This window comes from Candidatus Eisenbacteria bacterium (assembly GCA_035712145.1).
In the GTDB taxonomy this organism is placed as follows: domain Bacteria; phylum Eisenbacteria; class RBG-16-71-46; order RBG-16-71-46; family RBG-16-71-46; genus DASTBI01.
This window is the reverse complement of sequence record DASTBI010000054.1, coordinates 21,132-35,238: the sequence shown is the minus strand read 5'-3', so window position 1 is coordinate 35,238 and position 14,107 is coordinate 21,132. Positions and strand designations below refer to the sequence as shown.

The following is a 14,107-nucleotide window of genomic DNA, read 5'->3' as shown; positions in this document are numbered from 1 at the left end:
GCCGGAGCCACCCGGCGCGATGGTGCCGCGCACATCTTCCGGGTGCCCCACAGGGCCTAACAGGGAAGAGGGGTGAAAGTCCCCCACGGTCCCGCCACTGTGATGGGTATCGCGAGCCTCACGAGCCACTGACCGCCGTGCGGTCGGGAAGGCGAGGCTCGCGCCAAGACCCAGAGTCAGGAGACCTGCCCGGAAGCCACGACCCGCGGTGCTCCGTTGGAGGGCGCCGGGCGAGCGAGATCGCGCCTGGCCCCTTCCCGCGTCACCCGGGAGGGGGCATTTCCTTGGGCGCGAGAGACGCCTGGGCATTCGCGGTCATGAGCTGTGCGCTTGCCGCGGCGAGCGCCACATGGGCTCAGGCGCCGCCGGACACCGCCTTCACCGACTCCGTGGTCGCGCTGCCCGAGGTCCGCGTCACCGAGCGGCGGCCGACCGAAGCCGAGCGCCGGATTCCCACCGCGTACACCTCGGAGATCCGGCCGGGCGCGCGCGGTGGGGCGATCGATCTCCTGCCCGACCTCATGAGCCAGCTCCCGGGCGTCCACGTGCAGCAGTATGGCGGGCTCGGCGCCTTCAGCGTGGTCTCGGTGCGCGGCTCCTCGCCCGGACAAGTGGCGGTGTTCCTGAACGGCATGCCGCTCAGCTCCGCTGCGCGCAGCGTCGTGAGCCTCGGCGATCTGCCGATCAGCGCCGTGGAGCGGATCGACGTGTATCGCGGGCCCACACCGCTCGGGTTCGGCGTGGTCGGCCCGGGCGGCGCGATCGATCTCGTGAGCCCGACCGGCACGGCGCCACCCGAGCTGCGCGTCATGCACGGGTCGTTCGACACCTGGGACGCGCGCGCCTTCGCCTCGCGCGCCTCGGGAGCGTGGTCGGCGCTGATCCACGGCGGCTTGCAGGCATCGAGCGGCGATTTTTCCTACCTCGACGACAACGCCACGCCGTTCAACCCGACCGACGACGTCATGGTGACCCGCGCGAACAATCGATTCGAGGCCTGGACCGGGCTCGGCAGCGTGACATGGCGCCCCGGCGCGCGCTTTCACGTGACCGGCCGGGGCGAAGCCCTGACCAAGCGGCAGGGAACGCCGGGGCTGGGCGCGCTTCCGGCGCGGCACACCTCGCTCGCCACGACATTCGGCGTGGCGCAGATCGAGGCCGTGGTGGAGCCGCACGGCGCGACGCCGCGCGTGGCGCTGCGCGGCAGCAGCGACCGGACGCGCAGCCAGTTCGAGGATCCCCATGCCGAGCTTGGACTCGGATCGCACGACACGGATGACCGCATCAGCGCCGATCACGCCGAGCTCGAGCTGGCCTTTCCGCTGCTGCCCATGGCGCTCGCGCTCGAAGCAGGAGCGACGGCGCGCCGGGAGGAAGCGCGGCTCCACGACGGCGGCGACGCCGCTCCGGACCCGGCGCCGAGCCGGCGGCTCCGCACCGGCGCGATGCTCGGGCTCTCGTTCCGCCCATTCCAGGGACGGGTGCTGCTCCATGCCGGCGAGCGCTGGGAGCGATTCGAGGACGAGCTTCATTCGGTCGGCGTGGGGGGAATCGAACGGTCGCGAGACGTCGAGCGCACGCTGCGTTCTCCGCAGCTCGGCGCGCGCGTCGCCGTCGGTTTCGGAGTCGACCTCAAGGGCAACTGGTCCAAGGCCGATCGCCCGCCGGATTTCATGGAGCTGTTCGGCAACCAGGGCGTGGTGCTCGGCAATCCCGCGCTCGAGCCCGAGCATGTCGAGAGCTGGGATGCGGGTGCTTCGTGGCGAGGTGTCCGTGGTTCGACGAGCGCTGCGCTCACCTGGGCGCACTTCGAATCGCGCGCGCGCGACTTGATCCTCTATACGCGCAACACACGAAGCACGGTGCGGGCGATGAACACCTCCGCCTCTCGGGTCCGAGGCGAGGAGTTCGCGCTGCAGCTCGGCGCCGGAGCGCTGCGGGCCTCGGCCTCGCTGACGCTGGAGGAGGCGATCGACGCGGGCGACGTGCCGTACTGGACCGGCAAGCGACTCCCCCAACGACCAGGCCAGGAGGGTTACGCGCAGCTCCTGTGGTCGCGCGGATGGCTTGGACTCGGGACCGACGTGTATGCGCTCTCGGACAACTACCTCGACCGCTACAACCGTTATCGCATCGACCGCCGCGTGCTGACCGGCGCATGGATCTCGCTGTCACCGGCGTCCTGGCCGCTGCGTCTCACGCTCGAGGGGAAGAACCTCGGCGACGAGCGTGCATCGGACGTCGCCGGCTTTCCACTTCCCGGCCGCACGCTGTTCATGGCGTGCGAGAGCCGGCTGGGCTCCAAGGTCCCCTAAGGAGGATTCATGAAACGAAGTCTTCGTGCCACGGCCGCCGCCCTTGGGGCAGCGGGTCTCCTCGTCGCGACGCAGCTCGCACCCGCTTCCCCGGCCGCCGCCGCGGACACGAAGGCGTTCGCCTTCACCTCGGACTTCGCGACCGGCGGCCTCTCGGTGGTCAACCTGGCCACGCGCACCGTGGTTCAGGACGTCGAGCCGGTGTGCTCCGACGCCGCGCTCCGCTACTTCAACGGAGCCCTCCACGTGGTGAGCCGCTTTGGCTGCGACAACATCCAGGTCATCGATCCCAATCTGCTCGCCACGCTGCGGCAGTTCTCGGTGGGGAACGGGAGCAACCCCCAGGACATCACCTTCCTCACCAGCAGCAAGGCGTATGTCCCGCGCTACGGCTCGGCCAGCCTGCTCACCGTGAACCCGGCCAGCGGGGTGGGTCTCCCGCAGTCGTCGATCTCGCTGGCCGGATTCGCCGACAGCGACGGCATTCCCGAAATGGCCCGCTCGATTCGCATCGGTCAGTATCTCTTCGTCGCCTGCCAGCGGCTCACCAACTTCGCGGCGAGCAATCCCAGCGTGGTGGTGGTGATCGACACGCAGAACGACATGGTGGTCGACGTGGACCCGGCCGCTCCGGGCGTGCAGGGCATTCCGCTCACGCTGAGGAACCCCGTCACCAGCTTCGAATACGACAAGGCGCACAACTGGCTGCTGATCGGCTGCGCCGGAAGCTTCGGCGCGCTCGATGGCGGCATCGAGGCGATCGATCCGTACCAATTCACCAACCAGGGCGTGAGGATCACCGAGGCCGAGCTGGGTGGTGACATCAACGACATCGTCTGGCACACGGCGACGCATGCCTACGCGCTGGTGAGCGCTGGTGCCGTTAATCGGCTGCAGGTGTGGAACCCGAGCACCGGGCTCAAGACCGCGACGCTGATCACCGTGAACGGCGGCTTCAGTTTGCCCGACATGGAGATGAACGACCGCAACGAGCTCTACGTGTGCAAGAACCCGAGTCCGGCCACCGGGTCGGATCTGCCCGGCCTGCTGGTGTTCAGCACCACCACGGACGCGCTGCTCGCCGGGCCATTGAACACCGGCCTTCCCCCGGTCGCGGTCACGTTCGACCACGCCACCGACACGCCGCTGAGCGTGCCGGGATCGCTGGGCTCGCCGACGCTGGCCCTCCAGGGACCTTGGCCGAATCCCGCCCGCGCTTCGGCGCGCATCGCGCTGCGGCTCGCGTTCGCGGGTCGCGTCGAGGTGACCGTGACCGACATCACTGGACGGACGGTGCGTCGCCTGATCGGTGGACCGGCCGCGGCCGGTGATCGGGAGATGGTCTGGGACCTGCGCGACGAAGCCGGTCGCGGCGTGCCAGCAGGGCTCTACTTCGTGCGCGCCGTGGCCGCCGGAGCTGCGTCGAGCCGCACGCTGGCCGTGATCCGCTGAGAGCCTTGGGCGGCTGCGCATGAGCGTGCGCGTGGTGCGATTGGGGAGTCCGCGGGAGGCAGGCGAGGGGATGCGCATCGGGACCGTTCGCCGACCGCCCCGCGGAGTCCCCAAGGCGCGCTGGGCCTCCGAGGATTGGTTCGACGTGTGGTACCCGAACCTGGCGCCCAGCCTTCCCGTCATGAAGCTCGGACTCGCCGCAGAGACGGCCTCGCAGTGGAAGGCGTACGTCCGCAGGTACACGAAGGAGATGTCCACGCCGGAGCGCCGTCACGACCTGACGCTCCTGGCGGCGTTGTCGCACGTCGCCAGCTTCTCGGTGGGCTGCTACTGCGAGGACGAATCGCGCTGCCACCGCTCGATTCTCAAGCGCCTGCTGGCCCAGCACGGCGCGAAGATGTCGTAGCCGCGAAATCGGCTAGATTGACGCCATGTTGCTCCTGCTCGCCCTCGTCCTGGCGCTCTCGGGCGCTGCTGAATCCTCGACATCGGCCGGGGTGGCATCCGATTCGCTCGCAGTCATGGGCCCCGCCGTCCACCCGCCCCGCGACTACCTGGCCGAGATGCGCGCCGGCTTCACGCCGGAAAACCGCGCCTACTGGACGACCCGCGTCGCACTGACGTTCATCGAGCCGGCCGCGGCCTTCCTGGTCGGCGCTCTGGTCCTGTTCACGGGGCTCGCTGCGAAGATGCGTGACGTGGCAGCGCGGCTCTCGCGCTCGCGTTGGCTCCAGCTCCTCGTGGTGCTCACGCTCTTCATCCTCGTGACATTGGTGCTGACGTTTCCGTTGTCGTGGTATGCGGAGTTCGCGATCGAGCATCAGTACGGCCTCTCGACGCAGAGCTTCGGCGCCTGGCTCGCCGACTTCCTCAAGGAAGCGTTGGTGGGCATCGTCTTCCTCGGGGTGGTGCCGGTGGTCGCGCTCGGTTACGTGGCCATCCGCAGGAGCCCGCGCCGCTGGTGGCTCTGGTGCGCCATCGCGACGCTGCCGCTCACGGTTGGCGCGGTGCTGATCCAGCCGCTGGTCGTGGATCCGCTCTTCAACGAGTTCCGGCCGCTGCGCGACCAGCGCCTGAAGGCGCGGATCCTCGAGCTCGCGGAGCGCGCCGAAATCCCCGGGCGCAATGTGTACGAGGTCGACAAGAGCAAGCAGACCAAGACCTACAACGCCTACGTGAACGGCTTCGGGGTATCGCAGCGCATCGTGCTCTGGGACACGATGCTCCTGGGGATGGAAGAGGACGAGATCCTGTTCGTGATGGGGCACGAGATGGGCCACTACAAGCTCGCCCACATCTGGAAAGGGATCGTGGCCAGCGCGATCGGGAGCTTCGCGTTCATGTGGCTGGTGGCCATCGCGGGGCGATGGGCGGTGCGCCGCTTCGGCGAGCGCTGGCGCTTCCACGAGCTCCACGATCCCGCGTCACTGCCGCTCCTGCTGACGCTGATCTCTCTGGTGGCGTTCCTGTCCCAGCCGATCTCCAACGGCGTGTCTCGCGCGATCGAGACCGAGGCCGACGTCTACGCGCTCGAGATCACGAGGGACAACGACGCCGGGGCGCGCACCTACCTGAAGCTCGCCGCGCAGAACAAGTCGAATCCCGAGCCTCCCGCCTGGATCCGGTTCGCGCTCTACTCGCATCCCACGCTCTCGGAGCGCGTGCATCGGGCGTTGAGCTATCACCCCTGGAGCGAGGGGAAGCCCAACCGCGTCTACAAGCCGGCCTCGTGAGTCGTCAGCAGCCGGCGAGAAAGCCGTAGCGGACGAGGATCTTTTGTCCTTCGGTCGACAGCACGGCATCGATGAACGCCTCCGCCCCATCGGTCGAGGACGCCGACTTCAGCAACGCGATCGGATATTCGGCGAGCACGTTGACATCCTCGGGAATGGCGAACGTCCGGAGATAGCGTCCCACGGGGCCTTGTGCGTCGGAGACGTAGCAGAACCCGGCGTCGACCTCCCCGATCTGAACCTTGGTGACCACGGCGCGGACGGTTTCCTCTTCGGAGACCAGATTGGCCAGGGTGCGCCGGGCGAAGTCTTCGCCGTACTCGGGCTTCTCGGAAAGCCGGCGCAGCACCTCTCGCGTGTACCGCCCGATCGGAACCACCTCGCCGGTCAACGCCAGCTTCACGCCGCGCTTTGCGAAGTCCCGCAGACTGGTGATGCGCGCGGGGTTGGTGCGCGGCACGATGGCGACCAACCGGTTGCGGGCGAAGGTGAGAGCGTCGCCCGTGAGCCGATCCCGCTCCGCCAGGTACTGCATCCAGGGTTGATCGGCCGAAGCGAACACGTCGGCCTTGGCGCCCTGCTCGATCTGGAGCGCGAGCTGATTGGAGCCCGCGAAGTTGAAGCGCACCTTCCAGCCCGGGTGCTCGCGCTCGACCTGCTTGCCGATCTCCTGGAAGGCCTCGGACAGCGAGGCGGCCGCGAAGACGGTGATGGTTCGGGTCGGCTTGGCGGCGGCCAACGTCCCCGCCTGGAGCATCCCGATCCCGGCCAGGAGAATCCACATGAGCCGCTTCATGCGTGTGCCAGGAGTCCTCAGAGCACCATCAGCCGGCGCGTCACCGACGCCGTCCCGGTCGTGAGTCTCAGCAGATAGAGGCCGGGTGGCGTACGCCGGCCGCTCGCATCCAGGAGATCCCAGCCCAGCTCGTAGCGCGCCGCGGAGTAGCGGCCATCCGCCAGTGAGCGCACGCGACGCCCCTGGAGGTCGAGGACTTCGAGCCGCACGTCGCCGGCAACCGGGAGCGTGAAGGCCAGCCGGGCGGCCTGCCGAGCGGGATTGGGCGATGGCGCCGCGAGCTCGAGCGCCGCCCCGGTCGGAGTCTCGCCGACCGCGACCGGGGCGGGCTGGTTCGCGGGATTGAACGTGACGAGACGCACCGAGTCGACGCGGAAGCCGTCGAAGTTGGTGTTCTGGTCGCTCAGTGACCGAAAGCGGATCTTGACCGTGGAGCTGGTCGGTCCGGCGAACGCCGAGAGATCGACGCGCTCGGGCCGCCACAGCTTGCCAGCGCCTTCGAAGATCGGGCCCCCGGAGAGAAGGTCCTGCTCCCCGCTCGTGCCGGCAGGCACCGAGGCGCGCGCGGGCGCGGGCGTCCAGTTGTTGCCGGAGAGATTGGCCTCGACGACGCCGGCGTCGTAGTCGCCTTCGAACTCCCAGCGCACCAGGAAATCGAGGTAGGCATGGACTCCAGTCGTGAGGTTGTAGGCGCTGCCGGCGGTGAACGTGCGGTTGGCGTTGTTGGGATAGAGAGCCGGTGAGTCCGAGAAGAACGTTCCGGGCCGGTAGGCGTCCCCGGTCTGAGTGGCCCAGGTGTTCGTGCTCCAATTGCCCATGCCCGTCTCGGCGTCGTCGGCGAGCAGAACGGTTGGCGCCCCGCAGTAGAGCTCGAGCGTGTCGCGCGAGAAGAACCCAGCAGCATCACTGAAGCTCACCTGGAACCTGAGCCTGCGCCCGAGCGTCACCGTGTCGTCGGCGGCGATCGCGAAGCCGAGGGCCGCGGGCTGATCGACGCTCTGGAACGAGCCGATCGACGGCAAGCCGCCCGAACCCTGCACCACGTGGGCGCCCGGCGAGAGCGACACGAGCGTGGCGGTCAGCTCGGGACCAGGCGTGGGAGAGAGTCCCTTGTTGCGCGCACGGAGGGTCAGATGCGCCACGCCCCCGCGGAGCAGCGCCCCTTCGGCGAGCGTCGCTCGCTCGACCCGCACCACCGGCCCGGCGATCGACGCCACCCAATAGCACCCTCGCAGGTTCTCGCGGGCGATCGGCAGGATGCGCGACGCAAAGGGCCAGAAGCCGTCGCTCGGACCACCGAGCTCCGGCGTCCACGCGAACATCCGGGGCTTGAGCACCGTCTCGCCGTAGCACCAGTCGGTGAACTCGCCGTTGACCTCGTAGAGCACGCGGATGCCCTGGCCGGAGTGGTATCCGTTGCCGAGCGTGATCTCGTCGTCCCACTCGTAGAAGCGCAGAGAGTCCGGCGTCGCCTGCGGCGTGTAGCCCCACGGGTGGATCATGAGGTCTCCGTAGGTGTGGAACGACATGCCGCATCGCGGGCCGAGCGCGATCACGATGTCGCGCTGCGCCTGGCTCTCGGGCTCCGAGAACGCCGAAGGCCCGCGGTAGGTCTCGTCGCTCGCGACCGGGCTCGAGCCGGTGTCATTGAATGCCCACTGGAACCCGTAGTTGCGGTTGAGGTCGACGCCGTCGGTGCCGCGGTCCACGAGTCCGTTGCCGTTGGTGTCGCGCGCGTTCTTGCGGTGATAGCTGAACGCCACGCCGCCGGAGGCGAAGTAGTAGTCCTGGTTGATCCGATAGCCGTCGGGATTCACGACCGGCACGAAGTAGAGCACGCGATGATCGAGGAGGTAGGTGGCGGTCGGATCGCTGCCGTACTTCGAGACGATGTCGTCGGCGAAGTAGAGGAGCGCCTGCATGCCTTCGGGCTCGCGCGCATGGGTGAGCGAGTTGTAGAACACCACCGGACGCGTGTCCGGACCGGGGATGCTCCTGGCGATCCGCAGTCCCCAGATCGGCCGGCCCTGGAGCGAATAGCCCAGGGTATCGATCTTGTCGGCCACCACGTCCTGGACGTCCGAGGCGACGAGGTCGTCGAGCTTCATCTTCACTTCCTCGAGCGTCCAGAAGCCGGCGAAGCTCCCCGAGCCGAAAGGCGGCAGGACTTCGATGCGCTGGATGCCGTCGGCGCGCGCCGCGCTCACCACCATCTTGCCGCGCGGCCGCGAAACGCGTGCGAGATCCTCGCGCGCAAGACGCGCCTCGGTGGCGCCGGGATCGTCGTCGACCACCTCGCGGGACGCGCCGAGCCGCGCCAGACGCTCGGCATCGCCGGGCCACTCGAGAACCATGGCGAAGCGGCCGGGGCGAGCCTCGATCACGTCCAGCCCGGCGCTGACCAGCGCCTGAGCGGTCAGGCCTTCGGCCAGCGAAACCCTCACCTTCCTGGGTGCCCCGGGATCGCGTGCGCTGGCCGCCGCGGAGCCCACGAGCACTGCCGCGAGCGCGAACGGAAGCGTTCCGAGCAGCAATGACGAGGCGGCACGCAGCGAGGGGGATCGGGTCATGGATGGGGTCCGCCGGGGCGGCCAAAGCCGCCGAAGCGGGGGAAGTCTAGCACGGCTATCGTGCCGGCTTGAGGTAAGGCTTGAGGAAAGCGGTGACGAACGGGTAGCTCACGCTGGAGGGCACCGCATGGCCGACCTTGGGCACGAGCTGCATCTCCACCGTGCCACCGGAGGCTCGCAGCTTGCCCGCGAGATCCAAGGACTGGTTGGCGACCGCCTCGGTGTCGGCTTCGCCGTGGATGAAGAGCACAGGAGTCTTGATGCGATGGGCGACCTTGATCGCGGATCGAGCGTTCCATCCCCCGTTCGACTTGCCTTCCTTGTCGAGTGCGCGTCGCAGCGAATCGCTGCGGGTCGCCCGATAAGCCGTCGAGGGATCGAACACCCCCGACTGCAGGACCAGAGCGGTGAGCGGTCGTTGCGCCGCGAGCAGCGCCGCCGCGGTCGCCCCGCGCGAGATTCCCCATATCCCGATGCGGGTCGAGTCCACCTGCGGCGAGCGGCGCAATGCGTCGAGCGCGAGCCCCAGGGCTCTCACCGTCGCCGGCCCTCCGAAGTCTGAAGGACCCGTGGACTGGCCGTACCCCGGAAGACTCACCATCATGACGCTGTAGCCCGCGTTCACGAGATTCCATGCGAGCGGAAGCATTCGCCGCGCATGGCTGCCCTCGGGGTGGACCAGGAGGATCGCGGGAGAGGCATCGCGCGGCCAGCGCTCGGAGATGAACACGGTCTCGATTCGCTTTTCCTTGTCCTCGATGAACGTGGACGGGAAGGAGCGGGAGACCAGGCTGGGCGCGGTCTCGACGCTGCACGTGGCCTGGTATGGCTCGCCGGTCGTGCTATGACCGAACAACCGAAACGTGAGGCGCGCGCGGTCGCACGATGCATAGCCGGTGAAGGTGATCGTCGTGCTGTCACGGTGGCCCAGGGACTTCATCACCTGGCTGACCGTGGTCGTCGTTCCCTGGAAGTGCCGGCCGGCTCCCGTGATCCCCGGATCGAGGTCGTCGACCTCGCAGGTCAGGCTGTCGCCCAGAATGCCCACCTCCATGTCGTTGATGACCTTGATCCCGACGCGCCATTTGGCGTCGTCGGTCGCCGTGACCGCCGCCGGCGGGCATACGATCCGAACTCCCGGACTCGCAGCACCAGGCGGGGCGGCGGCGATGAGCAGGAGGAAGGACAAGCCCAGAGTGCGTGGGGAAGCCGTGCGGATCATCGCGATGAACCTCATCGAAGGGCACATGCGGGAGAGAGGCTGGATCGAGAGCGCAAGATGCTAGCATGGCCGGCCGCTCGTCTCGGCCGCCGTCACCGCGAATTGGAAAGGTCTGAACGTATGCGTCTGGTGTGGCTGTTCGACGTCGACGGCACCCTGATCCGGAGCTACGGAACCGCGCGCGAGGCCTTTTCCGAGGCCGCCCGGCACGTGCTCGGTGTCGAGGACCCGCTCGAGGACTTCGCGTTCGCAGGCGGTCTCGACCCGCTGCTCTTGAAGAGCGTGGTCGACCGGCACGGTCGAACGCTCGACGACGCGCAGACGGCGCGGTTCTGGGAAGTGGTGCGGGACCGCACCCAGGCCGGGCTCGAGGCCGGTCGCGCGAGAGTCCTGCCCGGCGTCCGCGAGCTGCTCGAAGCCATCTCCCGTGAGCCGCAATGGCTGTCCGGCCTGCTCACCGGGAACGGCCGCGACATGGCGCGGCTCAAGCTCGGCCATTTCGGCCTGCTCGACGCTTTCGCCTTTGGCTCCTTCGGCGACGAGGCGGCGGACCGCAACGCCCTGGCCTGCCTGGCGGTGGAACGCGCGCGCGAGCGCTGGCAGGTGCCCGCCGAGCGTTGCGTGGTGGTGGGCGACACGGAGAAGGACGTCCGGTGTGCGCGCGCCGCGGGCGCTCACTCGATCGCGGTCACCACGGGGACGAGGACGCGGGAGGATCTCCTGCGGGAATCGCCCGACCTGCTGCTCGACGACCTGAGCGACACCGCGATGGTCGTTCGCTGGGCCCGCGCGATCGCGCCTCGAGCCGGCGACTAGCCTTCCGCCGCCTCAGGCGTGATTGCCTTCGTAGCGCACGGCCGCGTTCTGAAGCGCGACCAGCGCTTCGTCGAGGTGGAGCGCCACGGTGGCCTCGGGAAACTGCGCCCGCAGCCCTTCGACCGGGCGGTAGAGCAGGGGGAAGTCGCAGGCGCGCAGGATCGAGAGATCGTTGAGGCTGTCGCCGACTGCGGCGACGTTGAATCCCGCGCTGTGAAATCCCGAGACGATCCGCTCCTTGAGGCCCCGGATCCGCAGCTTGAACCCTTTGATCAGGCCTTGCTCGTCCACCTGGAAGCGGTTGGCGAAGAGGCTATGCCCGCCGAGCTTCTGGGTGAGCGGCTCGGCCAGCTCGTGAAAGGTATCCGAGATGATCACCACCTGCCCCATGGCGCGCAGGCGCGAGAGGAATTCACGGGCGCCGAGATAGGGCTCGATCGAGTGGGCCACGGCCTGCAAGTCGCGCAGGGTGAGCTGGCGCTCGCGGGTCGCCACCACCCGGCGACGCATCAGCTCGTCGAAATCGCCGAGGTCCCGGGTGGTGAGATGGAGATCCGGGATGTCGAAGTGCACACCCAGGATGGGCCAGATTTCGGGCGCCAGGACGCCCTCGAGATCGATCGCGAAGACCATAGGGTCCGGCACTCTAGACGAGGCGCGCCGGTCTTGCCAGAGCTCATATGTGCAGTCATGGATAGAATAAACTCTTGAACTACAGGCAAAATGCCGAATAATAGTCAGCGATATGCCGACTCAAGCGAATGGTACTCAGAGCCTCGATCTCCGGGACCGGAAAATCCTCGAGCTCGTCCAGCGGGACGCCAAGCTTCCACAGGCCGAGATCGCCCGTCGGGTCGGGTTGTCGACGGCCGCGGTCAACGAGCGCCTGCACAAGCTCGAGGCCGCGGGGTTCCTGCGGCGCTACGTCGCGGTGGTGGATCCCAAGGCTGTGGGCGCCGGGATCGGAGCGTTCGTGGAGGTGTTCATCGAGCATCCGCGTCACGAGCCGCAGTTCGTGGAAGCGGTGCTGGGGCTCGACGAGGTGCAGGAGTGCCACCACATCACGGGAGAGTTCTCGCTGCTGCTCAAGATCCGGGTTCGCGACATGGAGGCGTTGCAGCAGCTGCTCATCCATCGAATCAACGCGCTCGAAGGAGTGCGACAGACGCGCACGGTGATCGTGCTCTCGACCTCGAAGGAGGAGAGCTTCGTTCCGACGGGCGCCGAGGAGAAGACGCCATGAATCCCACGTCGACCGCGCGCAGCGGACTCTCGTCCGTCGAGGTCCACGGAGTGATCGCCCGCTACATGCTGAGGGACGGTTACGATCTCGTCCTGGACCTCGAGAAGAGCCAGGGCCGGCGTCTCTACGACTCGCGTCACGGCCGCACCTACCTGGATCTGTTCTCGTGCTTCGCCACGGTGCCCATCGGCTTCAACCATCCCAGGATGAGGGATCCCGACTTCCTGGCGAAGCTCCAGCGGGCGGCGCTCACCAATCCCACCAACTCCGATCTCTACACCATCGAGATGGCGGAGTTCGTGGAGACCTTTGGCCGCCTGGCGATGCCGTCCTATCTGCCTCATCTGTTCCTCGTGGCGGGTGGCTCGGTGGGCGTGGAGAACGCGCTCAAGGCCGCGTTCGACTGGAAGATCCGCCGCAACTTCCGCAGGGGATACAAAGAGGAGCGTGGTCATCAGGTGCTCCACTTCCGCGAGGCCTTCCATGGGCGGACCGGATACACGCTTTCGCTCACCAACACCGCCGACCCGAGGAAGTACCAGTACTTCCCGAAGTTCGACTGGCCGCGCATCGACAATCCCAAGCTTCACTTCCCGATCGATGCCGCCGAGCTGGAGCGGGTGGTGCGCGCCGAATCCGCGGCGATCGCGCAGGTCAAGGACGCCTTCGCGACACGCAAGGACGACATCGCCTGCATCCTGCTGGAGCCGATCCAGGCCGAAGGCGGCGACAACCACTTCCGCCCGGAGTTCCTCCGTGCGCTGCGTCAACTCGCCGACGAGAACGAAGCGCTGCTGATCTGGGACGAAGTGCAGACCGGCATGGGCATCACCGGCCGGATGTGGGCGCACCAACACGACGACATCCGCCCCGATCTGCTGGCCTTCGGGAAGAAGACGCAGGTGTGCGGGATGCTGGCGGGAGCCCGCCTGGACGAGGAGCCTGAGAACGTGTTCCGCGTCTCGTCGCGGATCAATTCGACGTGGGGCGGGAACCTGGTGGACATGGTGCGCTGTCAGCGCTACCTCGAGATCATGGAAGAGGAGCGGCTCATCGAGAGTGCCGCCACCGTGGGCGCCCATCTGCTGCGCAGCCTCGAGGCCCTGGCCAAGGAATTCCCCGAGAGCATTTCCAACGTGCGCGGTCGCGGCCTGATGTGCGCCATGGACCTTCCGAGCGGCGAGCAGCGCGATCGCCTGCGCGACAAGCTGTTCGAGCAGGGCGCCATCATCCTGGGTTGCGGCACGGTCGGCCTGCGCTTCCGCCCTCCGCTCGACATCACCGCGGCGGAGGTGGACGAGGCGATGGCGCTCATCCGCAAGGCGCTGCGAGCCTCCGCTCCCAAGGCTGCCTGAAACAGAGACGGGCCCGGAGACGCCTGGAGTCTCCGAGCCCAGTGGGTCCGAACCGCTCGCGAACGAGGCCTTGGCCGAAACGGCCAGGGCCTCTCTTCCTATGGGTTGACGGTGGCGCAGGCCTTCAGCGCCATGTCCGACCTGAGCTGCACTGAAACCGACTTCATATCCGCGATGCGCATGCTGGTCTTCGTGTTGAAGACCGCCTTGCCCATTGGATTCGATTTGAACGAGACCAGCTGAGTCGCCGGGGAGCTGGAGCAAGCCCCGTCGGCGAAGTGCTGCGTCACGTACTCGACATTGGGCTCCAGGCCCTGGAGCCTGCCGTGAATCATGGTGCCGCCGCCCGACTGTGCGTTGAGCGTGAGGTCGCCGGTCACTCCCGAGCTGGCCTGGGAGACGAACGAAACGACCACTTTGTCGCTTGCCGCGAGCGCGACCGCGGCGACGAGCAACGCAGCCAGGAAAGCGGTTGCTAGCGAGATGTTGCGCATGGGCTCTCCTCGGATGGCAACCGGTCATTGGGGGTCGACCGGACGGACCCGTGGGGGCACTGATCACCCTACTCCGATGCGGAAACGAGGAGCGTCAAGAAGCCGTCAGAG

The 14,107-nt window shown here is 67.8% G+C and carries 12 protein-coding genes and 1 riboswitch; of the genes, 7 read left to right on the top strand and 5 right to left on the bottom strand.

Going from position 1 to position 14,107, the window contains the following annotated elements; all coding sequences use genetic code 11:
• The first annotated feature begins 23 nt into the window (after positions 1-23).
• Positions 24-208, top strand: a riboswitch (cobalamin riboswitch).
• Between the two features lie 109 nt (positions 209-317).
• The 4 genes from VFQ05_03205 to VFQ05_03190 are packed head-to-tail and all read left to right on the top strand — an operon-like array spanning position 318 to position 5,500.
• Positions 318-2,315 carry a TonB-dependent receptor gene (locus VFQ05_03205; GenBank protein ID HET9325755.1) on the top strand — a complete coding sequence of 666 codons (1,998 nt, stop codon included), beginning with the start codon at positions 318-320 and terminating at the stop codon, positions 2,313-2,315.
• Between the two features lie 9 nt (positions 2,316-2,324).
• Positions 2,325-3,767, top strand: a complete 1,443-nt coding sequence (locus VFQ05_03200) for a FlgD immunoglobulin-like domain containing protein (protein HET9325754.1) — start codon at positions 2,325-2,327, stop codon at positions 3,765-3,767.
• A 19-nt stretch (positions 3,768-3,786) separates the two neighbouring features.
• The gene (locus tag VFQ05_03195) at positions 3,787-4,173 is read left to right on the top strand and encodes a DUF488 family protein (protein HET9325753.1); all 387 of its coding nucleotides are present in this window, start codon (positions 3,787-3,789) and stop codon (positions 4,171-4,173) included.
• 25 nt (positions 4,174-4,198) lie between these two features.
• Positions 4,199-5,500 (top strand): M48 family metallopeptidase, encoded by a 1,302-nt coding sequence (locus VFQ05_03190; GenBank protein ID HET9325752.1) that lies wholly within the window; start codon positions 4,199-4,201, stop codon positions 5,498-5,500.
• 4 nt (positions 5,501-5,504) lie between these two features.
• On the opposite strand, the gene modA is transcribed toward VFQ05_03190, so the two are convergent.
• The 3 genes from modA to VFQ05_03175 are packed head-to-tail and all read right to left on the bottom strand — an operon-like array spanning position 5,505 to position 10,088.
• A complete protein-coding gene (gene modA, locus VFQ05_03185; GenBank protein HET9325751.1) occupies positions 5,505-6,296 on the bottom strand; it encodes a molybdate ABC transporter substrate-binding protein in 792 nt (263 codons plus the stop codon).
• Between the two features lie 17 nt (positions 6,297-6,313).
• The gene (locus tag VFQ05_03180; protein HET9325750.1) at positions 6,314-8,866 is read right to left on the bottom strand and encodes a M14 family zinc carboxypeptidase; all 2,553 of its coding nucleotides are present in this window, start codon (positions 8,864-8,866) and stop codon (positions 6,314-6,316) included.
• A 55-nt stretch (positions 8,867-8,921) separates the two neighbouring features.
• Positions 8,922-10,088: a prolyl oligopeptidase family serine peptidase gene (locus VFQ05_03175; GenBank protein HET9325749.1), complete on the bottom strand. Its 1,167-nt coding sequence runs from the start codon at positions 10,086-10,088 to the stop codon at positions 8,922-8,924.
• 120 nt (positions 10,089-10,208) lie between these two features.
• Here VFQ05_03175 and VFQ05_03170 point away from each other — a divergent pair, with 120 nt between their 5' ends.
• Positions 10,209-10,904, top strand: a complete 696-nt coding sequence (locus tag VFQ05_03170) for an HAD family hydrolase (GenBank protein ID HET9325748.1) — start codon at positions 10,209-10,211, stop codon at positions 10,902-10,904.
• A 12-nt stretch (positions 10,905-10,916) separates the two neighbouring features.
• On the opposite strand, the gene thrH is transcribed toward VFQ05_03170, so the two are convergent.
• Positions 10,917-11,537 carry a bifunctional phosphoserine phosphatase/homoserine phosphotransferase ThrH gene (thrH, locus tag VFQ05_03165; GenBank protein ID HET9325747.1) on the bottom strand — a complete coding sequence of 207 codons (621 nt, stop codon included), beginning with the start codon at positions 11,535-11,537 and terminating at the stop codon, positions 10,917-10,919.
• A gap of 112 nt (positions 11,538-11,649) precedes the next feature.
• On the opposite strand from thrH, the gene VFQ05_03160 reads away from it, so the two are divergent.
• Complete coding sequence (locus VFQ05_03160) at positions 11,650-12,147, top strand: Lrp/AsnC family transcriptional regulator (protein ID HET9325746.1); 498 nt, start codon at positions 11,650-11,652, stop codon at positions 12,145-12,147.
• On the top strand, positions 12,144-13,502 hold the full coding sequence (gene lat, locus VFQ05_03155; protein HET9325745.1) for an L-lysine 6-transaminase: 1,359 nt from the start codon (positions 12,144-12,146) through the stop codon (positions 13,500-13,502). The genes VFQ05_03160 and lat overlap by 4 nt, the downstream gene beginning before the upstream one ends.
• Before the next feature lie 98 nt (positions 13,503-13,600).
• Here the strand turns inward: lat and VFQ05_03150 are convergent, their stop codons facing one another.
• On the bottom strand, positions 13,601-13,996 hold the full coding sequence (locus VFQ05_03150) for a hypothetical protein (GenBank protein ID HET9325744.1): 396 nt from the start codon (positions 13,994-13,996) through the stop codon (positions 13,601-13,603).
• Positions 13,997-14,107: the final 111 nt, after the last annotated feature.

What these genes read in the sequence shown, in the direction of transcription:
- VFQ05_03205 (HET9325755.1), top strand. Translation starts at nt 318, where the DNA reads ATGAGCTGTGCGCTTGCCGCGGCGAGCGCCACATGGGCTCAGGCGCCG.
- VFQ05_03200 (HET9325754.1), top strand. Translation starts at nt 2,325, where the DNA reads ATGAAACGAAGTCTTCGTGCCACGGCCGCCGCCCTTGGGGCAGCGGGT.
- VFQ05_03195 (HET9325753.1), top strand. Translation starts at nt 3,787, where the DNA reads ATGAGCGTGCGCGTGGTGCGATTGGGGAGTCCGCGGGAGGCAGGCGAG.
- VFQ05_03190 (HET9325752.1), top strand. Translation starts at nt 4,199, where the DNA reads ATGTTGCTCCTGCTCGCCCTCGTCCTGGCGCTCTCGGGCGCTGCTGAA.
- modA (HET9325751.1), bottom strand. Translation starts at nt 6,296, where the DNA reads ATGAAGCGGCTCATGTGGATTCTCCTGGCCGGGATCGGGATGCTCCAG.
- VFQ05_03180 (HET9325750.1), bottom strand. Translation starts at nt 8,866, where the DNA reads ATGACCCGATCCCCCTCGCTGCGTGCCGCCTCGTCATTGCTGCTCGGA.
- VFQ05_03175 (HET9325749.1), bottom strand. Translation starts at nt 10,088, where the DNA reads ATGATCCGCACGGCTTCCCCACGCACTCTGGGCTTGTCCTTCCTCCTG.
- VFQ05_03170 (HET9325748.1), top strand. Translation starts at nt 10,209, where the DNA reads ATGCGTCTGGTGTGGCTGTTCGACGTCGACGGCACCCTGATCCGGAGC.
- thrH (HET9325747.1), bottom strand. Translation starts at nt 11,537, where the DNA reads ATGGTCTTCGCGATCGATCTCGAGGGCGTCCTGGCGCCCGAAATCTGG.
- VFQ05_03160 (HET9325746.1), top strand. Translation starts at nt 11,650, where the DNA reads ATGCCGACTCAAGCGAATGGTACTCAGAGCCTCGATCTCCGGGACCGG.
- lat (HET9325745.1), top strand. Translation starts at nt 12,144, where the DNA reads ATGAATCCCACGTCGACCGCGCGCAGCGGACTCTCGTCCGTCGAGGTC.
- VFQ05_03150 (HET9325744.1), bottom strand. Translation starts at nt 13,996, where the DNA reads ATGCGCAACATCTCGCTAGCAACCGCTTTCCTGGCTGCGTTGCTCGTC.